The 20,706-nt window shown below is 62.1% G+C and carries 20 protein-coding genes and 3 pseudogenes; 12 read left to right on the top strand and 11 right to left on the bottom strand.

The genetic code is table 11. The features are described from left to right. Window positions 1-57 precede the first annotated feature (57 nt). The 3 genes from LNV07_RS15030 to LNV07_RS15020 form a co-directional block, all read right to left on the bottom strand. The gene (locus tag LNV07_RS15030; protein WP_263571972.1) at window positions 58-1,299 is read right to left on the bottom strand and encodes a HipA domain-containing protein; all 1,242 of its coding nucleotides are present in this window, start codon (window positions 1,297-1,299) and stop codon (window positions 58-60) included. Between the two features lie 248 nt (window positions 1,300-1,547). Further along, complete coding sequence (locus LNV07_RS15025) at window positions 1,548-2,561, bottom strand: response regulator transcription factor (RefSeq protein WP_263571971.1); 1,014 nt, start codon at window positions 2,559-2,561, stop codon at window positions 1,548-1,550. Further along, window positions 2,558-6,013: an ATP-binding protein gene (locus tag LNV07_RS15020; RefSeq protein WP_263571970.1), complete on the bottom strand. Its 3,456-nt coding sequence runs from the start codon at window positions 6,011-6,013 to the stop codon at window positions 2,558-2,560. The genes LNV07_RS15025 and LNV07_RS15020 overlap by 4 nt, the downstream gene beginning before the upstream one ends. 88 nt (window positions 6,014-6,101) lie before the next feature. Here LNV07_RS15020 and LNV07_RS15015 point away from each other — a divergent pair, with 88 nt between their 5' ends. The 8 genes and pseudogenes from LNV07_RS15015 to ureG all read left to right on the top strand — a co-directional run bounded on the left by LNV07_RS15015 (window position 6,102) and on the right by ureG (window position 11,019). Next, window positions 6,102-6,404: an urease subunit gamma gene (locus tag LNV07_RS15015; RefSeq protein WP_263571969.1), complete on the top strand. Its 303-nt coding sequence runs from the start codon at window positions 6,102-6,104 to the stop codon at window positions 6,402-6,404. Between the two features lie 25 nt (window positions 6,405-6,429). After that, entirely contained in the window at window positions 6,430-6,654 is a 225-nt protein-coding gene (locus LNV07_RS15010) for a hypothetical protein (protein ID WP_263571968.1), read from the top strand. Continuing rightward, window positions 6,651-6,956 carry an urease subunit beta gene (locus tag LNV07_RS15005; protein ID WP_263571967.1) on the top strand — a complete coding sequence of 102 codons (306 nt, stop codon included), beginning with the start codon at window positions 6,651-6,653 and terminating at the stop codon, window positions 6,954-6,956. The genes LNV07_RS15010 and LNV07_RS15005 overlap by 4 nt, the downstream gene beginning before the upstream one ends. Then, a complete protein-coding gene (ureC, locus tag LNV07_RS15000) occupies window positions 6,956-8,686 on the top strand; it encodes an urease subunit alpha (RefSeq protein WP_263571966.1) in 1,731 nt (576 codons plus the stop codon). The genes LNV07_RS15005 and ureC overlap by 1 nt, the downstream gene beginning before the upstream one ends. A 14-nt stretch (window positions 8,687-8,700) precedes the next feature. Then, the gene (locus LNV07_RS14995) at window positions 8,701-9,192 is read left to right on the top strand and encodes a GNAT family N-acetyltransferase (RefSeq protein WP_263571965.1); all 492 of its coding nucleotides are present in this window, start codon (window positions 8,701-8,703) and stop codon (window positions 9,190-9,192) included. A gap of 8 nt (window positions 9,193-9,200) precedes the next feature. Further along, window positions 9,201-9,695, top strand: a pseudogene (gene ureE, locus LNV07_RS14990) (urease accessory protein UreE); the annotation flags it as partial. Window positions 9,696-9,697: 2 nt separating this feature from the next. Next, the gene (locus tag LNV07_RS14985) at window positions 9,698-10,375 is read left to right on the top strand and encodes an urease accessory protein UreF (RefSeq protein WP_263571964.1); all 678 of its coding nucleotides are present in this window, start codon (window positions 9,698-9,700) and stop codon (window positions 10,373-10,375) included. Beyond that, complete coding sequence (gene ureG, locus LNV07_RS14980) at window positions 10,372-11,019, top strand: urease accessory protein UreG (protein ID WP_263571963.1); 648 nt, start codon at window positions 10,372-10,374, stop codon at window positions 11,017-11,019. Before LNV07_RS14985 ends, ureG begins: the two co-directional genes overlap by 4 nt. 191 nt (window positions 11,020-11,210) lie before the next feature. On the opposite strand, the pseudogene garD reads toward ureG, so the two are convergent. After that, a pseudogene (gene garD, locus LNV07_RS25560) lies at window positions 11,211-11,474 on the bottom strand (galactarate dehydratase); the annotation flags it as partial. Window positions 11,475-11,663: 189 nt separating this feature from the next. Between garD and LNV07_RS14970 the strand changes: the two are divergent. Further along, window positions 11,664-12,011 carry a hypothetical protein gene (locus LNV07_RS14970; RefSeq protein WP_263571962.1) on the top strand — a complete coding sequence of 116 codons (348 nt, stop codon included), beginning with the start codon at window positions 11,664-11,666 and terminating at the stop codon, window positions 12,009-12,011. A 194-nt stretch (window positions 12,012-12,205) separates the two neighbouring features. Then, entirely contained in the window at window positions 12,206-13,084 is an 879-nt protein-coding gene (locus LNV07_RS14965; RefSeq protein WP_263571961.1) for an urease accessory protein UreD, read from the top strand. Window positions 13,085-13,128: 44 nt separating this feature from the next. On the opposite strand, the gene LNV07_RS14960 is transcribed toward LNV07_RS14965, so the two are convergent. From LNV07_RS14960 to LNV07_RS14950, 3 genes are all read right to left on the bottom strand, one after another. Next, window positions 13,129-13,842: a pyridoxamine 5'-phosphate oxidase family protein gene (locus LNV07_RS14960; protein WP_263571960.1), complete on the bottom strand. Its 714-nt coding sequence runs from the start codon at window positions 13,840-13,842 to the stop codon at window positions 13,129-13,131. A 68-nt stretch (window positions 13,843-13,910) separates the two neighbouring features. After that, window positions 13,911-15,320 (bottom strand): diguanylate cyclase domain-containing protein, encoded by a 1,410-nt coding sequence (locus tag LNV07_RS14955; protein ID WP_263571959.1) that lies wholly within the window; start codon window positions 15,318-15,320, stop codon window positions 13,911-13,913. Between the two features lie 117 nt (window positions 15,321-15,437). Continuing rightward, window positions 15,438-15,761, bottom strand: coding sequence for a LysR family transcriptional regulator (locus tag LNV07_RS14950; protein ID WP_263571958.1), 324 nt, complete (start codon window positions 15,759-15,761; stop codon window positions 15,438-15,440). Window positions 15,762-16,189: 428 nt separating this feature from the next. Between LNV07_RS14950 and LNV07_RS25460 the strand changes: the two are divergent. Together LNV07_RS25460 and LNV07_RS14945 are read left to right on the top strand one after the other, a co-directional pair. Beyond that, window positions 16,190-16,363 (top strand): annotated as a pseudogene (locus LNV07_RS25460) (helix-turn-helix domain-containing protein); the annotation flags it as partial. 81 nt (window positions 16,364-16,444) lie between these two features. Further along, complete coding sequence (locus tag LNV07_RS14945; RefSeq protein WP_318013735.1) at window positions 16,445-17,095, top strand: LysR substrate-binding domain-containing protein; 651 nt, start codon at window positions 16,445-16,447, stop codon at window positions 17,093-17,095. A gap of 120 nt (window positions 17,096-17,215) precedes the next feature. Here LNV07_RS14945 and LNV07_RS14940 read toward each other — a convergent pair whose 3' ends face one another. The 4 genes from LNV07_RS14940 to LNV07_RS14925 form a co-directional block, all read right to left on the bottom strand. After that, the gene (locus tag LNV07_RS14940) at window positions 17,216-17,905 is read right to left on the bottom strand and encodes a DUF3047 domain-containing protein (protein WP_263571956.1); all 690 of its coding nucleotides are present in this window, start codon (window positions 17,903-17,905) and stop codon (window positions 17,216-17,218) included. A gap of 175 nt (window positions 17,906-18,080) precedes the next feature. Continuing rightward, window positions 18,081-18,935, bottom strand: a complete 855-nt coding sequence (locus LNV07_RS14935) for a phosphonate ABC transporter ATP-binding protein (RefSeq protein ID WP_263571955.1) — start codon at window positions 18,933-18,935, stop codon at window positions 18,081-18,083. Next, window positions 18,932-19,822 carry a phosphonate ABC transporter, permease protein PhnE gene (phnE, locus tag LNV07_RS14930; protein WP_263571954.1) on the bottom strand — a complete coding sequence of 297 codons (891 nt, stop codon included), beginning with the start codon at window positions 19,820-19,822 and terminating at the stop codon, window positions 18,932-18,934. Before phnE ends, LNV07_RS14935 begins: the two co-directional genes overlap by 4 nt. Continuing rightward, the gene (locus LNV07_RS14925; protein ID WP_263571953.1) at window positions 19,819-20,697 is read right to left on the bottom strand and encodes a phosphate/phosphite/phosphonate ABC transporter substrate-binding protein; all 879 of its coding nucleotides are present in this window, start codon (window positions 20,695-20,697) and stop codon (window positions 19,819-19,821) included. The genes phnE and LNV07_RS14925 overlap by 4 nt, the downstream gene beginning before the upstream one ends. Between the last annotated feature and the right edge of the window lie 9 nt (window positions 20,698-20,706).

Genomic DNA, 20,706 nt, shown 5'->3' with positions numbered 1-20,706 from the left:
CGAAATCCAGCCAGCTGACTATTCGTTCCCGCGACAAAAAACCGACGACGTTTTGATTCAGGGCAAGGGCAAGGGCATGGGCATGGGCAACAACGGCGCTGCAAACGCCTTGGCCACTTGAAGATTTCGTTGCGCCCAAGCACGCATCGCAGGCGAAATCGGCGCCGACAAATCTTCTGTCATGGCGGCCCGCCAAAAGCGATCCGCAGCCGCAGCGGCCTTTGCCCATACCGCCGGCTTCGCTCCGATGCTGCCGATCTTCGGCTCGATGTCCACAAGGTCGGGGTCAAGGCCGCCCCCGATCGAGGCGTAGCGCATCGGCAGGATGTCGTAGGCGGGCGCAATGCCTTGGTATTCACCGTCCTCGCGAATCAGCAAGGAGATGTTCTCGAAGTGGCGGTCGGTGTTCCCAATCAGCTCGCTGAAGGCGGCCATGGTGTCGACAAGGCGTGCGTCGGCAGGGCTGAGGTACTTCGCTTGCTCGCACCTTGCCACGAACTCCGGCCAGGTGTCCCGCTTGCCGAAGAATTCATCGTCAACAGCGCCGGCCGAGAGCATCCCGATGCGGCCATGCAGGCCCATGCGGTCGAACCTCTGGATCTCCAGGAAAACGTAGGCATCAGAAGTCAGCAGCCGAGTACGGCAGGCCGGCACACCGACCTCGGCCAATGAGCGCAGCGCCAGATGCTCGAGCGGCAGCAATTCAGCCATGCGGCTGCCGAGCTTGGCAAACTTCACGATGACGTGGCCAGCATCCTCGGTCAACCAGAGAAATTTCGGCTGCTCGCCACCGGCGCTGGAGCCGTAGGTCGCACCCTTGAGCGCGGCCGCCATCCCTTCGTAATGTTCGAGTTTGCTGTCGACGGCGGTGGGGCGCAGGCTGCGGAAATCGAGCTCCATCTGCAGGCAGGCGTCACCGAAAACAAGATTGCCAGGCAGGTTGATGCCTCGCGTGAAGAGGTAGGCCAAGCAATGGTCATCCCCCCAATCCTTCAGGCTGCCAGGGAAAGGCAGGGTACGTGCCGCCTCTTGGGCCAGCTGGCGGCCGAGGAAGCCAGACGGGGCGGCAAACCGCAGATAGGGCGGCAGCCCCTCGTACAAGCGAGTGACAGTGCCACTGCGCTCCAGCGTGGCCCCGCCCGCGAGGAACTCCAGGTCTGCAAAAGGCTCGATATTGCCTTGGCTCATATGCCGGTAGACACGCTGCCGGGGGTTCAGGCCCATTGGCAATGAACGGAGCATCGCGTAGCGCGGTGTGCGGTCGCCGGTGACGCGGAAGCTGGACACCGAAGCAGACATGTCACGAATAGTTCGCGACAGGGTTGGCTGGCTGATTCCAAGCACAGCAACAAGTTGCGCCGCTGACAGCGGGCCCACAGCTAAAGCACGCTCAATTTGCTGAGTTTGAGTGAGCGAAGTCAGCCGTCTGGTGGCATTCATTTGAATAGTTTGTGAATAGTTCAACGAATTGTAAATTGAATCGTTGGCGCATGACCATGGCGCTTGATGGGGCTGGCGCGGCATGCTTGCTCGCCCCCCGCTTTTCTTTACAACTCCCAATGCGGATGCAGCGCCCGAATCCGGTTCAAAGCCATCGCCGCGGCCGAGGTCCGAGTCTCCACCCCTAACTTCGAAAACACCCGCTCCAGGTGCTTCTTCACGGTGGCGGGGCTGGCGCCCAGGATGTCGGCAATATCGCGGTTGATCTTGCCCTTGACGACCCAGTACAGCACCTCGGCCTCGCGGGCGGTGAGCTTGAAGTTCAGGCCCATCGCTTCGATGATGGCCAGGTCCGATACTTCGCGCATCACGATCAGCCAGTCGCTGCTTTCGCCGTCGCCTGCGTCTTCCGCCTCCTCCTCGCCGCCCATCTGCTGATGCAGCGCAAAGCTCAGGCGGCGCGCGCCCAGTTCGGCATAAAAGCGCGGCGGCTCGATTTGCTGCTCGCGTGCCGCCGGCACATGGCGACGCAGCCAGGCCAGCACCGGCGCGGGCGTCAACTCACCCATCGCGCCGAAATAGTCGCTGAGCAGCTCCCGCGCCAGCGGCGTCTGCCACATCAGTCGGCCGTCACTCACCCGCACCGTGATGCTGGCGTAGCCAAAAGCATCGAGCGCGCGGCGGGTCTGCACGGCGCCCTGCGCCTGGCGCGCGCCGCGCAAATGCACCTGCATGCGGGCCAACACCTCCTTGGGCTTGATCGGCTTGGTCACATAGTCAACGCCGCCGGCGTCCAGCGCCGCGACCAGGTGTTCGGTCTCGGTCAAGCCGGTCATGAAGACAATCGGGATATGCGCGGTGGCGGTGCTGGCCTTCAGGCGGCGCGCCACTTCGAAGCCGTCCATGCCGGGCATCATCGCGTCCAGCAAGATGATGTCGGGCAGCGCCTGGGTGGCGCGTTGCAGGGCCGTTTCACCGCTGGTGGCCACCAACACGGTGTAGCCGCTTTCGTCCAGCGCGTCGTGCAGCACGCGGACGTTGTCCGGCATGTCGTCAACGATCAGCACCAGGTCACCGCCTTGAAGGGCCAGCAGGCCGTCTGACTTGAGAACCTCATTCATGCGCGGAGCTCCGGCCCCAGGAGGTCTGAGATTGTTTCGAATTGGTATTGGCGCGCCAAGCCGCGCAGGCTCTCAACCCAGGCTGCACTGGCGGCGCTTTCGGGTATGGCGCCGGCAATCAGGTCCAGCTGGGTCTGTACGCCGCGGTAATAGCCGAGGTTCAGCGCCTCGCGCAGTGGCGTCAGCAGGGCGGGGCCCAGACCCAGGGGTCTTGGGGGCTGCGCCGGAGCCAGGGTCGCTGCCTCCAGCCATTGCAATCCAAGCCGGCGCCCCAGCCAGTCCAGCAGCTCGGCATGGCGCACCGGCTTGGTGATGAAGTCCACCTGGGCGATGCCAAAGGCCGCGTTGTCCTGGCCTTTCTCAAATGCATTGGCGGAGACGACGGCGATATTGAGCAAGGCGGGCGTGAGCAAGCGCAGGCGGCGAATCGTCTCCCAGCCGTCGATGCCGGGCATGGCCAGATCCATCAACACCGCGTCGGGCCGCAGGCCGCTGACGAACAGGTCCAGCGCATCATGGCCGCTGGCGGCGCTGCGCACATCGAAGCCCAGCGGCTGCAATAGCTCGCTCAGCAATTGGCGGTCGGCCGCTTCGTTGTCGACGATCAGGATTTGCCGGCGCGGGCCGGCATAGCCACGCCTTGGCGGCGCTGTTTCGCGGCCCCGCGACAGGCCCCCAAGCGCCGGCAAAAACAGCTTGACCCGGAACACCGAGCCCTGGCCGGGCTGGCTGCTGGCGCTCAACTCGCCGCCCATCAGCTCGGTCAGCATCTTGGCGATGGTCAGGCCCAGACCGGCCCCAGGTGCGGCGTCGGTGGCGCGCGTGCTGCCGCGCGTGAAGGGCTCGAAGATGCGGCTCAACGCTTCGCTGCTGAGGCCGGGCCCACTGTCCTCGATCTCGAACAAGGCAATCTCACGCGCATGGCGCACGCGCAGCAAGACCTGACCCTTGGGCGTGAACTTCAGGGCATTGCCGAGCAGATTGATCAGGATCTGGCGCAGGCGTTTTTCATCCGCGCGCACGCTGCTGGGCAGCTCGCCGATGACCTCGAAGCGGAAGTGAAGGCCTTTGGCGGCGGCTTGCAGCTCGAACATTTCGGCCAGCTCATGCATCGCGTCCTCGAAGGGCATCGCGGCCGGTTCCAGCGACAGCTTGCCGGCCTCGATGCGGGCCAGATCCAAGGTGCCGTCTATCAACTGCAGCAGATGCTCGCCGCTGCGCTTGATCACCTGCACCGCTTGGCGGCGGCGCGGCGGCAGCTCGGCGTCTTCGGCCATCAGCTGCGCATAGCCGAGGATGCTGTTCAGCGGCGTGCGCAGCTCATGGCTGATCGTGCTGACATAGCGGCTCTTGGCCTGGTTGGCCTGCTCGGCGCTCTGTTGCGCCTGTTCGGCCGCGACCTTGGCTCTTTGCAAGGCTTCGTCGGTGCGGGCATGCGAGGCAATCTCCAGCATCAAGGCTTGCGTCTGCCGATTCGATTCCTCTTGCGCGACCTCGCGGCTTTGCTGCGCCAGCACCAGCCACCAGGCCGCGATGCCGACGCCAACGCCGAGCAGCAGATAGGCCTTCACAAAGCCATTGCGCAGGCTGTCGGCCGCTGCGGGCGCCACCGCATTGGCAGCGCCGGCGAGGCTGCGCAGCTCCTGGTGATAGAGCAGGCCGAACAGCGCGGCCAGCATCGGCATCAGCAGCGCCATCAGCAGCAAAAAATGACCCAGGCCGGTGTCCAGCCAGGGCCAGGTCTTGCGCGGCAAGACGGCTTGCAAGGCAGAGCGCCATTGCGCCGAGAGTTTGGCCTCGGGTTTGCATAAATCGCCGCAGCGTGCGTCCAGCGTGCAGCAGAGCGAGCAGATCGGGCCCTGGTAGGCGGGGCATTGCGCCATGTCCGGGCCTTCATATTCGCGCTCGCAAATCACGCAGCAGCGGGCTTGCTCTTCTTGCTGCGCTGGCCGGCGCGCCAGGTAGTAGCGCCCGCCGGTGGCCCAGGCAATCAAGGGCGCCGTGACGAAAGCGGTGGTCATCGCGATGACGGCCGAGAAGGCCTGTGCCAGCTCGCCCATCAGGCCCAGATGCGCGCCGACCGAGAGCAGCGAGGCCAGCGCCATCGCACCGACGCCGACCGGGTTGATGTCGTACAAATGAGCGCGCTTGAACTCGATGCCAGGCGGCGACAGACCCAGCGGCTTGTTGATCACCAGATCGGCCACCACGGCCATGATCCAGGCGATCGCCACATTGGCATACAGGCCCAGCACCTGACCCAGCGCCTCGAACACATTCATCTCCATCAGCATGAAGGCAATGAAGGTGTTGAACACCACCCAGACGACGCGGCCGGGGTGGCTGTGGGTCAGTCTGGAGAAAAAGTTACTCCAGGCAAGCGAGCCTGCATAGGCATTGGTGACATTGATCTTGATCTGCGAAACCACCACAAACAGCGCGGTGGCTGCGACCGCCCAGCCGTAATGCGGGAACACATATTCATAGGCGGCCAGATACATCTGATTCGGGTCCACCGCGCGCTCGGGCGGCACCATATGCTGCAGCGCCAACCAGGCCAAGAGCGCGCCGCCCAGCATCTTGAGCACGCCCAGCAGCACCCAGCCCGGCCCGCCGACCAAGACGGCCGCCCACCAGCGGCGCTTGTCTGCTTTGCTGGCTTTGGCGCCGAGCGCCGGCATGAAGCGCAGATAGTCGGCCTGCTCGCCCATTTGCGTGATCAAGGCGATGCCCACCGTCAGCGCCGCACCAAAGTGGATCAAGCCAAACCCGGCATCGTGCGATTGCGAGCCAGCATGGTGCACAACGCCCGCAAACGCGGCGGGGTCTTTGGCCAGCACCACCGCGAAGGGCAGCAACAGCATGAGCAGCCACAGCGGCTGGGTGATCAATTGCAGCCGGCTGATGGCCGACACACCGTGCGTGACCAGCGGGATCACCACCAAAGCGCAGATCAGATAGCCCCAGCGCGGCGGGATGTCCAGCGCGAGGTCCAGCGCATAGGCCATCACGGCGGCCTCCAGCGCAAAGAAGATGAAGGTGAAGCAGGCGTAGATCAGCGAGGTGAGCGTGGAGCCGATATAGCCAAAGCCGGCGCCTCGGGTCAACAAGTCCATATCGACGCCGTAGCGGGCCGCGTAGATGCTGATCGGCAGGCCGGCCAGGAAGATGATCAGGCCGGTGGCGAGGATGGCCCAGAAGGCATTGGCCCAGCCGTACTGCACCAGCAAGGTGGCGCCTACCGCCTCCAGGATCAGAAAAGCGGCGGCGCCAAAAGCGGTGTTGGCGACGCGGAAATTCGACCAGCGCCGAAAGCGTTGCGGCGTGTAGCGCAGCGCGTAATCCTCCAGCGTTTCGCTGGCCACCCAGGCGTTGTAGTCGCGCCGCACCTTGATCACGCGCTGCGGCGCGGCGGCGGCGGCTGATGAAGGAGTTGAGGGTGGGATGTGCATGGCTGAGTGAGAGCGTTGCAGTTTTCGTGCCCGCGCAAGACGGCACGGGCCTTGCTTAGAAACAGGGACTGAACAGAGTAGGTCCGCAATGGAACTCACACCTAGAGAGAAAGACAAGCTGCTGATCTTCACCGCCGCCTTGCTGGCCGAGCGCCGCCTGGCGCGCGGCCTCAAGCTCAACTATCCGGAAAGCGTGGCCTTCATCAGCGCGGCGGTGATGGAAGGCGCCCGCGACGGCAAGACCGTCGCCCAGCTGATGAGCGAGGGCCGCAATGTGCTGACCCGCGCCGATGTGATGGACGGCATCGCCGAGATGATTGCCGACATCCAGGTCGAGGCGACCTTTCCCGACGGCACCAAGCTGGTGACCGTGCATCAACCGATTGTGTAATTCGATTCGACCCAGGCAAACTCCTATGAAAAATCTGCTCATCCTTATCCTCACCCTCCTGCTCGCGGCCCCGCTGTTGGCGCAGGCGCACAGCGTTGACGTTCCGCACAGCCATGGGCAATTCGGCCAAGTCTTCATTGACTTGCTGCATGCAATGAGTAGCCTGGATCAGGGGTTGATCTTGGGGGTGGGACTCGTGGCGAGCCTAGGCCTGGGTTTGCGCCGCTGGCTTCGCGCGGGGCGCAAATGACGCCGGGCGAGCTGTTCACGCCCGCTGGCGAGCATCAGCTCAACCCCGGCCGGCGCACGCTAGTCCTGGTGGTGCAAAACGCCGGCGACAGGCCTATCCAGGTCGGCTCGCACTATCACTTTGCCGAGACCAATGCGGCGCTGAGTTTCGACCGGGCCGCCGCGCGCGGCATGCGTTTGAATATCGCCTCCGGTCTGGCGGTGCGCTTCGAGCCCGGCCAGCAGCGCACGGTCGAGCTGGTCGATCTGGCCGGCGAGCGCATCGTTTACGGCTTTCGCGGCTTGATCCAGGGGGCTTTGTAATGGCGACGATTGGACGGCGCGCTTATGCCGAAATGTATGGCCCGACCGTCGGTGACCGGCTGCGCCTGGCCGACACCGACCTGATCATCGAGGTCGAGCAAGACCTGACCCTGGCTGCGGGAGGCTATGGGGAGGAAGTGAAATTCGGCGGCGGCAAGACCATTCGCGACGGCATGGCGCAGTCGCAGCGCGGCCGTGGTGATGGGAAGGACGGAGGCGCCGTCGACACGGTGATGACGAATGCGTTGATCCTCGACCACTGGGGCATTGTCAAGGCCGATATCGGCCTCAAGAGCGGCCGCATCGTCGCCATCGGCAAGGCCGGCAACCCCGACACCCAGCCGGGCGTGGACATCATCATCGGCCCCGGCACCGAGATCATTGCCTGCGAGGGGATGATCGTGACGGCCGGCGCTGTCGACACGCATATCCACTTCATCTGCCCGCAGCAGATCGAGGAAGCACTGGCCAGCGGCGTCACCACCATGTTGGGTGGCGGCACCGGGCCGGCCACCGGCACCTTTGCCACCACCTGCACGCCGGGTGCCTGGCATATCGAGCGGATGCTGCAGGCGGCCGACGCCTTCCCGATGAACTTGGGCTTTATGGGCAAGGGCAATGCCAGTCTGCCGCTGGCCCTGCATGAGCAGATAGCGGCCGGCGCCATTGGCCTCAAGCTGCATGAAGACTGGGGCACGACGCCGGCGGCGATCGACAACTGCTTGAACGTGGCCGAGGCCACCGACACCCAAGTGGCGATCCACACCGACACGCTCAACGAGAGCGGTTTTGTCGAAGACACGGTGGCGGCCTTCAAGGGCCGCACCATCCACACCTTCCACACCGAGGGCGCCGGCGGCGGCCATGCGCCGGATATTCTGAAGGTGGTGGGCGAGCCGAATGTGCTGCCGTCGTCGACCAACCCGACAAGGCCCTACACGATCAACACGCTGGACGAGCATGTCGATATGTTGATGGTCTGCCATCACCTCGACCCGGCGATTGCCGAAGATCTGGCCTTTGCCGAAAGCCGCATCCGCCGCGAGACGATCGCGGCCGAAGACATCCTGCATGACCTCGGTGCCATCAGCATGTTCAGCTCCGACTCGCAGGCGATGGGCCGGGTCGGCGAGGTCATCATCCGCTGCTGGCAAACGGCGCACAAGATGAAGCAGCAGCGCGGTGCCTTGGCCGGCGACGGGCCGCAAAACGACAACGCGCGGGTCAAGCGTTATGTCGCCAAGCTGGCGATCAACCCGGCCATCGCGCATGGCATCAGCCACGAAGTCGGCAGCATTGAAGCTGGCAAATGGGCCGATCTGGTGATCTGGAAGCCGGCCTTTTTCGGCGTCAAGCCCAGCTTCATTTTGAAGGGCGGCAGCATCGCGATGGCGGCGATGGGCGACCCCAGCGCTTCGATCCCGACGCCGCAGCCGGTGCATTACCGGCCGATGTTCGGCGCCTATGGCGGTGCTTTGGCGCGCGGCTCCTTGACCTTTGTATCGCAAGCGGCGCTGGCCGCCGGGGTGGGCCCGCGTTTCGGCTTGCATAAGACGCTGGCGGCGGTGAAGAATATTCGAGGCATCGGCAAGCGCGACATGATTCATAACGACTATCTGCCGCGCATGGAGGTCGATGCGCAAACCTACGCGGTGCGCGCCGATGGCCTGCTGCTGACCTGCGAGCCCGCGACCTCGCTGCCGATGGCGCAGCGTTATTTCCTCTTTTAGACCAAGTTCAAACCATGTCCACGCTTGCCCCCGAATTACTGGTCCGCCTCGACGATCTGAGCGACCCGCGCATCGCGGTCTTCCTTGAAGAGCATATGCAAGACATGCGCGCCGCCTCGCCGCCGGAAAGCGTGCATGCGCTCGACCTGGCGGCCTTGCGCCAGCCCGGCATCAGCTTCTGGTCGGCCTGGTTGGTGGACGAAGCCGGTGTTGAAGCCCTGGCCGGCACGGCGGCGATCAAGCGCCTGGACGACAGCCATGCTGAGCTGAAGTCCATGCGCACCGCCGCCGCGTTGCGCGGCCGCGGGCTGGCGCGTGCGATGCTGATCCATGTGTTGAGCCAAGCGCGCCTGCAGGGCTTTAGCCGCTTGAGCCTTGAGACCGGCCCGCAACCATTTTTTGCGCCGGCGCGAGGCCTGTATCAGCGCGAGGGCTTTCTGCAATGCGCGCCGTTTGGAAGTTATGCGGAAGATCCCTATAGCTGCTTCATGAGCATCGAGCTGTGAGCGCCACGATGTTGCAAGTTTCCAAATTATTGCCGCAAGGCCAGGGCCTGGCGCTGGTGCTGCTCAAGCGCGCCGCCGAGCTGCGGCTGGACTGGGACACCCGCCAGAAAAGCCGCTTCCAGGCTGAGGACAGCTTGACTCGCAAGTTAGGTATCTTCTTGCCTCGCGGCACGCAGCTGCGGGGTGGCGATGTATTGGTCGCCGAGGACGGCAGCCTCATTCGCGTCCTTGCCGCGCCGCAAGCGCTGCTGCGCATCAGCGCCTGCAGCAGCCATGGTTCGCCCTTCGATCTGACACGCGCGGCCTACCATCTGGGCAATCGCCATGTGCCTATCGAGCTGCGCCCCGACTATCTGCAAATCGAGCCCGACCATGTGCTGGCCGAGATGCTGCGTGCCCAGCATCTGACGGTCACCGAGGTGGACGCGCCCTTCGAGCCCGAGGGCGGCGCCTATGCGTCGAGTCATGGGCATGGGCATGGGCATGATCACGGCCACAGCCACGCATGAGCGCGCTGCTGCAATTGATCTGGCTGGCCTCGCCGGCGCTGCCGATTGGCGGGTTTTCCTATTCCGAGGGCCTGGAGTCGGCGGTCGAGCATGGCCTGGTGCGCGACGAAGCCTCGGCCGCCGAATGGCTGTCGCAGCAATTGGCGCTGACGCAAACGCGCGGCGACTTGGCGCTGGCCGCGCGCGCCTTGCCGGCCTGGCGCGAAGGCGATCTGCCGGCTCTCAAACGGCTGAACGATTGGGTGCTGCAGACCCGCGAGACGGCCGAGCTGCGCCTGCAGTCCGAGCAGATGGGGCGTTCGCTCCTGGATTGGCTGCGCAACCATCACACGGCCAGCGCCGAGCAGATCGAGCAATGCCGGGCCCTGGGCCAGCCAACCTATCCGCTGGTGATGGCCTTGGCGCTGGCCGGCAGCGGCGCGGCCTTGGCCGATGCCTTGCTCGCCTATGCCTTCGGCTGGGCCGAGAACATGGTGGGTGCGGCGATCAAGTCGGTGCCGCTGGGCCAGAGCGCCGGTCAGCGCATCTTGGCTCGTTTGGCGGCCGAGATGCCTCAGGCGGTGGCGCAGGCGATGACGCTGGCCGAGCGCGATCAACGCCAGGCTTTTTCTCCGATGCTGGCGATTTTGTCGGCGCGGCATGAAACCCAATATTCACGGCTATTCAGATCATGAACACAGCAATCCACCAAATCCCCCATCGCACGAAAAAGCTGCCGCCGCTGCGGGTCGGCATTGGCGGCCCGGTCGGCTCGGGCAAGACCACCTTGCTGGAGATGCTCTGCAAGGCGATGCGCGAGCGCTGGGACCTGGTCGCCATCACCAATGACATCTACACCAAGGAAGATCAGCGCCTGCTGACCGTCAGCGGCGCGCTGCCGGCCGAGCGCATCCTGGGCGTGGAGACCGGCGGCTGCCCGCATACGGCGATCCGCGAAGATTGCTCGATCAACCTCGAAGCGATTGACCGCATGCTGGCCAAGTTCCCGGATGCCGATGTGGTGTTCATTGAATCCGGCGGCGATAACCTGGCCGCCACCTTCAGCCCCGAGCTGAGCGATTTGACGATCTATGTGATCGACGTCGCGGCCGGTGAAAAGATCCCGCGCAAGGGCGGGCCCGGCATCACCAAGAGCGATCTGTTCGTGATCAACAAGACCGATCTGGCGCCGCATGTCGGCGCCAATCTCGACGTGATGGAGGGCGACACAAGGCGGATGCGCGGAACCAAGCCTTTTGTGATGACGAATCTGAAGACAAGCGTCGGCGTGGCCGAGGTGGTGGACTTTATCGAGAAGCGCGGCATGTTGCTTCGGTGATTGGAATTTGGCCGGGCGTGAAGGTTTTTGGGTCTGTTGAGCGACCGGATTGATGCTGCGCTTGGCGTTTGCTCAGCCAAGTGAATCGACCACCAACCCGCATAAAAGCTGGCGAGGTCAGGAGTTGGGCATTGCGCGCGGGCGCTGGGCTGCAAGCCGCAATGCCGTCCGCCCTTGGCGTTATTCGGCTGTCATGTGATGGAAGCGCGGTTGAACAGCATCAAGTCTTTTTTGCAGTTTCCAATGCTCGGCCCAAGTCTTCTTGCGGGTGGCGCCCTTGATCACGAGGTAGGGGCCGCCAGACCATAGGGCGTGTTGCGCCCGCTGGTGAAGGTATGCAAATTCATGCGGGTCGCCAATTGCAGCGTGCCGCAGATGAAATCGGTGGCCGGGGTGGCGGCAAATATCAAGCCCTTGGTCCGCACGCGCTCGCCCGGCAACAAGACACCGTTGATCGCTTGGACCGCCATGACAGAGTGCTATGTTGCGGTGCAGCATTCTTGAATTTGGCGCGGATATGGGGGATGAAGCCCAGCGATGGGGCGAAATGCCGAGGTAGAGAGGTGTTTTGGCCTGGCATGAGGTTTGCAATCACTGAGCTTGCCGGGGCGACTGGCCTCGGATCAACCAAAGGAGTAATCACCATGACCACCTTGACTATTGCGCGCTCTTTCAAACTACTGGCCGCGTTTCTCGCTTCCCTTGCTTTGTCTGCGCATGCCGGTACGCCTGAAATCCCCGGTACCGCTGCCGAGCGAAGTCTGCTCCGCGAAGCCACAGGCTATTACGACCTTGAAGACGGTCGAACGCTCAAAGTGGACATTGGCGTGCACCGCATTGCGGTGGCTCTAGATGGACAGCCGCTCGAACGCTGGCATGCCGAGAACGCCGACATGCTCTTGAGTTCCGACGGGCATCGCCGCGTGCGACTGTTCCGCAACGCCAAGGGCTCGGTTGAGCGCGTGGCCTATGAAATGGATCGACTGCGTTGAGCCGAGCGGAGGAATGAGCGGGTGCGCAGCCATTTTCAATTGGCTGCGCACCCGAGCTGCGCAACAGCCCGAGCGATTGGACTAACGCACCTGACATGCCTGCCCAGTGCCGCTAGCGCCCCGTCGCTTTGGCCGCCAGGAATGCAATCCAGAAAGTCAGTGCCGCAGGCTTGGTTCTTGCATGCAATGACCGCATGAGCAAATCCCCAGAGTTTTCATCCCAAGTCCAGGCGCTTGGTTCGGCTTGGCGCGCCAACTTGGACTTGTCCTATGCCCGCGAAGCCGGACGCTGCGTGGCGCGCTACAAGCATGACGGACCTTTGCGCATCCTCAAGAGCCTTTACCCGGAAAGCGAGGCGGTCTGCCATAACGTGATGATCCATCCGCCCGGGGGCTTGGTCGGCGGCGACAGGTTGCAGGTGACTGTGGCGGTGGGCGAAGGCGCACATGGGCTGCTCACCACGCCGGGCGCCACACGTTTTTATCGCAGTGAGGCGGGGGCCATCGCCACGCAAGCGGTGCGAGCGACGCTGGCAGCGGGCGCGCGGCTTGAATGGTTGCCCTTGGAGGCATTGGCCTATCCCGGCTGCGAGGCGCGCAACGAGGCCCGTTTTGCGTTGGCCCCGGGGGCCGAGATGATGTGCTGGGACATTACCGCACTGGGCCTGCCCGTCTCCGGTCATCCTTTCGAGCGCGGGCATTTTTCTCAGCATTTGGAGGTCGAAGGTGTGTGGCTAGAACAGGGATTGATCGCAGCCGAAGACGATTTGCTGATGAACGGGCTGCTCGGGCTAGCAGGGCGGCGCTGCCTGGCCACCCTGGTGTTCGCGGCCGGCTCGATGATCTCCCGCTCGCGTCAAGAGCGCGCACTTGACGCCGTGCGAGCGTTGATCGAGACACATGCCTTGCGTGAGTTTGCCGGGCTTACCGCCCCACATGGCCAGGTGCTGGTCCTGCGCGCCCTCAGCGAGCTGACGGAGCCGAGCTTGGATCTGCTGCGTCAGGCTTGGGGCCTGTGGCGCCATGAGCTCTGGGGTCTGCCGGCCACCCCGCCGCGCCTATGGGCGATGTAGATCCAAACCTTGATGGGGCTTGCGCTGCGAAATCTCTCGGTAGCTTAGGTCTTGCCATGGGCCGCCAATTCGGCTCGCGCTACTTGCAGCTCCTTTTGTAGACGCGCCAACTCGAATCGCAGAGGTGCGATGCCTTGCTCAATTTCACTTTCAGTAAAGCGTGGAGTGATGTGCTGCGGGCAATTCCAGTCGTAAGCTTCGATCGTGATCACGGCAGCACGCTCAACGCGAGCGCGGTAGTCAGGCATGGTCAATCGTGCCATGAGCCCTGGATCCTGGTCGGCAGGAACGAACTTCACTCGGCCAAGAATCTTCAAACGGCTCTTGCTCGCATAGTCCATCAGGATCAAGGAAACACGGTCGTTGTTCTGCAAGTTGCCGACGCTGATGTACTGCACATTGCCGCGAAAGTCGGCATAGGCAATGGTTTTTTCATCCAGAACCTTCAAGAATCCCAGCGGACCGCCGCGGAACTGCACATAGGGCCAGCCGGTTTCACCCACCGTCGCTTGGTAAAAGCCATCGCGTGCTTCGATGAACTCGGCTTCGCTGCCGCCCAGGACGTTTTGTCGGTCATTGGTGTGATCTAGTGGTGCGTACGCAGCACGGCTGCCCATGCGGGTTTGCATGGCCCGCACGGCGGGCGTGAAAGCGATGTCGGAATAAGCTCGGCTCATGATGGCTCTATCTTGTCTTGCAGCGGCTGCGATGACAGGACTGTCGCTCAAAGCTTTCCCCATTGGAATCACCGGCGTCATCAAGACACTGTTTCGTCAATTGCAATGGTTTGCTTGTCGAGCTTGTGACAAGCCTGGCGGCGACTTATTCAGTCGGCAACAATCCAAGCATTACCTCCGCTCCGTTTAGCGCGATACATGGCCGCATCGGCAATCCGTGCGAGCTCGGCCGGGCCTATGGCGTTCGGGCCTCCAGCTGCCGCGCCGGTGTAGATGGCCACCCCGATACTTGCCGAAATTTCCAGGTACAGCCCCCCCGTCAAGGAAAACGGCTCTGACAAAGTTTGGCGAATCTTTTCTGCCACCAAGCCGGCATCCTTGGCGCCGGCAAGCGGATGCAGTACCGCCACGAATTCATCGCCGCCAATGCGGCCAACTGTGTCGGAGGTGCGCAGCAAGGTCTTTAGCCGATCGGCCACCATCTTCAGCAGCGCGTCACCCGTCGCATGGCCAAATTTGTCGTTGACGGGCTTGAATTTATCGAGGTCAATGAACATCAAGGCTAGATGTTCGCTGCGGCGATGGGCTTGTTGCAATGCGGCAAGCAAGCGGTCATCAAAAAGGCTGCGATTGGGCAAATCGGTCAGAGCGTCGAACTGCGCCATACGGCGCAGTTGCGATTCTTTCTGGGTGCGTTCAATAGAGGTGGCGAGCTGCGTTGAGACGAATTGCAGCAAGTCCCTATCCGCCTCGGTATAGGGCCGAGCAGGATCTTCGCTCTTGACCACCAGTGCTCCGATCACCCGTTTGGACGCGCGCAAAGGCACGCCTAGCCAGTCATGCGGCACATGGCCTGCCATTTGCACGCCGTTCAGCAAAATTGCCCGGTCTTGCTGAATCACCTCGGCCACCCGGCCGCCCTGAGCGAGCGGCACTGGGGCTAAAGCGCTGGAACGGGCATCGACCCAATAGGGAAAGCTGAGCAACTCATTGACTTCATCAAAGAGTGCGATGCAAAAATGATCGTTGCTCAACAGCGCCGAAATCATGCGGTGAACCTGTGGATAGAGGGCCGCAGGGCTTTCGCAGTCATGCGCACAATTGGCGATGCCGTGAAGTGTTTGTTGCATCAGGCCTGCACGTTTGCGCTCGGTGATGTCGCGAAACACCACGGTCACGCCGTATCGAACGCCGTCGGGGTTGCACAGCGCAGCGGTCCTGTATTGGACCGGAAACGAACTGCCGTCTTGGCGCCAAAAGACGTCATCGTCAACTTCCCGGGCTATGCCGTCATTCAGGGTTGCATAAATCGGGCATTCATGGGCGGGGAATTCTGTACCGTCGGCATGGTGATGGTGAATGGCGGCATGCCCGGACTTCCCCACCAGGCAATCGCCGCACCAACCCAACATCAAAGAGGATGCCCGATTTTCGATCAAAACCGTACCCTTGAGGTCGATCACATGGATGCCATCGGTCACCGATTGCAGAATATGGTGATTCAGTTCGTCGACATCAAATGGCAAGTTGGGATGCAAAGCGACTTGGTAGGGATCCATCTGAAACCTTCTCGCAATCAGGCTGATTCCAACTTTATCCCCTTTGCCCATTGGCGGCCAAGGGCAGCAAGGCCACGCGGAATGTTGCAATACAACGCGAACTCAAGGTTGTGATCTTCATTGCTCGTCCGGCGCCTTGGCGCCTCGCCCGTCCTGGCGACCGCGCTCGGGGTCCAAGTTTTTGCTGACGGTCTCTTCTGCGTAGGCCAGCCTGTTCAGAATGCGTCGGCAATCCTCAAAATAGCGTTCGCCTGCCGGCGTGAGCTTCAATTTACGTGACGGCCGCAGAATCAACGCAACTGCTAGTTGTTGTTCTAGCGCAGCCATGGTCCGCCGCACGGTGGAGGCCGACCGCTCCAGCTTTTGCGCAGCTGCGGCAACGCTGCCCGCTTCTACAAGGGTCACAAAGATGGTCAGCAGTTGAAGCCGGTTGGCGCTCATGGGCTAGTTCTCAGTGCAGACCTTGCTCCGACTCAGACGGCGAGTCATGGACCGACTGCCTTTCTCGGCGAAATAATTGTCAGCATTTACAAGAATGCTTGTTGGCTGTTTGGCGTGGCAATCGAGTGCCACTCGATTCATCGTTATGGCCATTTCATGTTTCGTGTTCATAGATGATCCGGCGTATGAGTTTTTGGCTTCGAGTAGCCGCAAAGAGGTGCGCGCATTCTCGGGCTGCCATTGAAATTCAATCCTAAAGAGGAATGCCTCGCGCACAAATAGCGCGGTGGGCAATGAGCTATTTCCGGAGTGGAAACAATGGCTGGCCTATCCGGCGCACCGAGCGGGATTCAATCAGAGTGGCGCACTTCATTGCAGGCCTAGAATTCGGGCGGCACTGTGCCCAACAATGATCGGAGGGGAAGTCATTGGACAGACTGCATCACATCAATGTTTTCGTGGCGGTTGTGGATGCTGGCGGTTTTGCCGGCGCGGCGCGCAAGCTCAATGTGTCACCGCCGGTGGTCACAAGAGCGGTGAACGAATTGGAGGAGTTTCTTGGCGTGCGGCTATTGACTCGCACGACGCGTGTGGTTCGTGTAACCGCAGCAGGGATACGTTATGCCGATGACTGCCGGCGCGTCTTGCATGACCTCGGTGAAGCGGACCGAGTTGCGGCCGGCTTGCATGAATTGCCTCAAGGTCAGCTGACCGTCACGGCGCCGGGATGGTTTGGGGCCAAATTCATGGCGCCCATCGTGGCCGAATACTTGGATCAATATCCCAAAGTCAGCGTGGCGACTTGGTTTATGGATCGCGTGGTGAACTTGATTGAAGAGGGCGTCGATGTCGCCCTGCGCTTCTCTGAGCTACAGGATTCAAGCATGCAAGCGATCCGGGTAGGTTCCATGCGCTTGGTCATTTGTGCCAGCCCATCCTACCTAGAGGAGCGAGGCACGCCGCTCACCATGGCTGACATGGCGCAACACAGCACCGTCGCCGCCACCGGCGTTATGCCAGGCGCCGAATGGCGCCTCAAACCAGGAAGCCATGCCGGCAATATTTTGAAGTTGACGCCGCGCTGGACTTGCACCAGCAACGAAACCGCGGTGGCTGCTGCGGTGGCCGGTCATGGCTTGACACAGCAAATGCTTTACAAAGTCGCCGACCCGCTTGCCGAAGGAAAATTACGGATAGTTTTGCCGCAATATGAGCCCGAACCCTTGCCCGTGAATCTGCTTCACCGCGAGGGCCGTCATGCCTCAATGAAGGTGCGCGCATTTCTTGATCTCGCCAAAGAACGTCTTCAGGCTTTGGCGGAATTACACGCCTAAGAAAGAGCAAGCGATTGGAGCTCTCTAAGTCTGAGGTCTACTCGCGAGTGGCGGGACCTGTGCGCAAACTGCCCTCGAAGACCAAGAACTAACGCTGTCTGCAAGCCCTTGGCGCAGGCGTCACTTGTAATGAAAGTCGGCAATCCACGCGATCGAATGGCTGTGGGTGTTGTCGGCGTCGGCAGCGAGAAAAATGGCGGTCACGCCTGGCTCTGCAGCGCCCGAGGGCCACTCGTCGCCAAAAGCCAAGCGCAGGTCTTTCATGATGTCCCGCTTTTCATTGAACCATGTGCTCCCCACATGCGAAGCGTTGCGCAATGCAATGCTTCGCACGCGTCTTGTGTAAGGGTTGTCGATGGCAACCCCAAGCTCTTCGGATCCGGCCCAAGTCCAGCACAGCGTAGCGGCCGAGAGGTCCTGAGCACTGCGGGAGCGTGCGAAGCGCATCAGCTGCCGATCCAAAAAAGGCATCCGCTCATCGGGCCAAACAAAACTCATGCAGACTTTGGCTGCGGCGTCATCGCCGTTCTTTTTTCGCAAGTCAATGGTGTCGCCTTGTTTCGCCACGCGCCAGGACCATGCCACCTGGGTCAGCCCGAGCGCAGGGTAGAAGGACTTGACCAGGGGGCCATACGAGTCCATAGCCTCCAGGCGAAGCGCTACTTCGCCTGATTCAATGGCGTCCGAGTAGGCCGTCAGCGGCATGCGCTGCCTGGGCAGCGTGGCAATATGCCAGCCCGCGCCTACTGCCCGAAACATCAACTCAGCGTTGCCCTGGTCTTCCGCGTTAGCAGCCGGCTTCTGTGCCATGGCGCCGCCACACAGCGACACCAAGCCGCATGCCAGGACATTGCGCGAAAAAGGCCAAACCATCACTGGTCGAATACCCGAGTCAGCAACCGCATCCGGATGCGAAGCGGTTCGTTCCGTGGCTTGCGCGTCTGGGGTTCTGACGGCGCAAGCCAGCTATTTATGGACTTGTGCATCAAACGGCGGATGTGTGAATTGCCACTGGCCTGGCCCACTCAGCGCCCATTGGCTCGGCGCCGGGGTCAATATGCTGTACGGAATCGTTGCGGTACAAAGTCTGCAACTCGGGTTCCCCCACCGCCTCCACAGGCAAGTCAAAGGCCAGTCCAGCTTGGCGCAAGCCGATCACGCGCTCGCCCAACAGGGGCAAGAGGGCGGTGTTGTGGACCACGCTGATCAGCGTCGCGTTGAGATCCTTGGCTGCTCGCGCTAGCAGCTCGCAGATCTCTAAAGCAGCGGCCGGGTCGAGCGCAGCGGTGGGTTCATCGGCCAAGATCAAACGAGGGCGCTGCATCAGCATGCGGGCGATTGCGACCTTTTGACGCTCGCCCCCCGACAGCTTGTCGGCCCGCTCTTGCTCGCGGCCAGCCAATCCGACCTGATGTAGCGCAGCAAAAGCAGCGGCGCGTTCCCGCGGGCTGTAAATGCGAGCCCAGCTTCGCCAAGCCTCGGCACCATTCAAGCGGCCAAGCGCACCGATCAAGACGTTCTCAAGCGCGGACAAACGCTGAACCAGATGCAAGCCTTGCAGCACCACGCCAACCTCGCTGCGCAGACTGCGCAGCGCTCGGTGCTCAATCTTGTGCAACGGTCGCCCAAGCACCGACAAGTGACCTCCGGCGGTCGCGGCAAACCCGGCCAGACAGCGCAACAAGGTCGACTTGCCGGCGCCATTGGGCCCAATCAGGGTGATATGTTCACCACTCTCAATGGTGAGCCTGGGGAGCGCCAGGGTCAGGCGACCTTGAAACTCGCAGCGCAGGTCTCGGATCTCGATGTCGGGTGCTCGGCTCATAGAGGTTTGATTCATAACAGTGCTTGGCGGATGCGCCGACTCAGACCGTCGAACACCACCACCATCGCGATCACCACCATCAGCAGCGTGGCCAAGCGCCCCCATTGGAACAAGGCGGTTGCTTCCGAGATCAATAGCCCCAGGCCACCGGCTCCGATCAGGCCGAGGATGGTGGAATCGCGGATGTTGTATTCCCAGATGTAGAGATGGTTGGAGACGAACTGCGGCAGTACCGTCGGCCAGACCGCATTGAAAAAAACCTGCGCCGGGCCGGCGCCGGTGGCGCGCACTGCATCGATGGCCGCACGGTCCAGCGTTTCTATCGATTCGGCGTAAAGCTTGCCATAGGTGCCCAGTGAATGAAGAGCGATGGCCAGAATGCCGGCCGTGGGCCCGAGGCCCACGATGCCCACCAGCACCAAGCCGAACACCAGTGTGTGTATGGCGCGCGTGACGTTCAGGATTGCCTGCGAGGCCGCCACCAATGGCCACGGCGCCTCCAGGTTCTTGGCGCTCAAGACACCCAGGGGCAGGGCGAGTATGGCGCCCAATAGCGAACCCAAGGTAGCGATCTGAAGCGTGGTCCAGGTCGCGCGGGCGACTGCCAGCAGGTAGTCGCGTTCGATCTCGCGTCGATTCTCTAGACGCAACAGCGTGCCGTCATCGCTGCGGTATTCGAGCCGGGTGTTGCCGGACCATGCATCCAGGAAACTTGGATGCGAAAACTCGACCCCGGTCTTGAGCAGATTGGCCCAGGGTTGGCGGCCCATCGACAACTCGCCTGCCCTCCACAAACTGCCCAGACACAGCACCACCAAGGCAATGTAGAGCAGCACCAAAGACAAAAAGCGCAAGCGGCCGGGCACGGCCATCAAACTCCGCAGCGGGGCGCTGGACGTCATTTTGGCGCGAGCTTGCCGGTCGCGAGGCCGGCGTCGCGAATGGGTTTGTAGAAGGCGTTGTCGCTGTTGACGAAGCCGGTGTAATGGGCAGGTAGCAAATTGGCCTGCGTCTTCAAGAGTGGGCCGACGGCTTCCAGCGCCGTTTGCAACTTGCCTACAAAGGCCTTGTCCTTGAACAAGGCTTCGCTGACGGCCACCGCGTCATTGGGCAACGGGGCCGATTGCCAGATGATCTTGGAGCGCTCGGCCTTGATCAGACCCTGCTCGATCATGGCGTTACGGTTGCGGTTGTAGTCGGCGCCGGCGTCCAGCTGGCCAGCCACGACTTGGGTTTCGATCGCTTGATGCTTGGTGTAGAGCAACTTGGAAAAATACTTGTCGGGGTCAATGCCTTGACTCATGAAGAAATGCAGCGGGATCAAGTAGCCGGAGGTCGAGCCCTTGTCGCCAAAAGCAAAGGTCCGCCCTTTCAGGTCGGCCACATTGTTGATGCCGGATTCTGGATGGGTCACCATGATGGCGAAATACTCGGGCTTGCCGTCATAGAGGATGGTGGACACCACCTGGGCCTTGGCGGATTGGTGTGCCAGCACATAGCCCCAGGGGCCGAGCAGGCCGATGTCGGTCTCGCCGTTGGCCAAGGACTTGGCCAGGCCCTCCCAGCTGTCTACCGTGCGCAGCTCAACCGGGCGACCCAAGGCGGCGGCCAGGTGTTGAGCCAAGGGGCGGTAGGTGGCGTCATTGCGCTCCTTGTCGGGCTGGAACAGGCCGACGCCAAATTTCAACGGGGCGAGCTGCTGCGCCGATGCCGATAGCGTCAAGAGGCTGAGGCCGACGGCGGCCAGCAAAGGTTTGAGGCGAGGAACTAGTGTCATGGGCTGATC

It is taken from the genome of Roseateles oligotrophus, assembly GCF_025717515.1.
In the GTDB taxonomy this organism is placed as follows: domain Bacteria; phylum Pseudomonadota; class Gammaproteobacteria; order Burkholderiales; family Burkholderiaceae_C; genus Paucibacter_A; species Paucibacter_A oligotrophus.
This window is presented reverse-complemented; position numbering and strand designations above follow the sequence as displayed.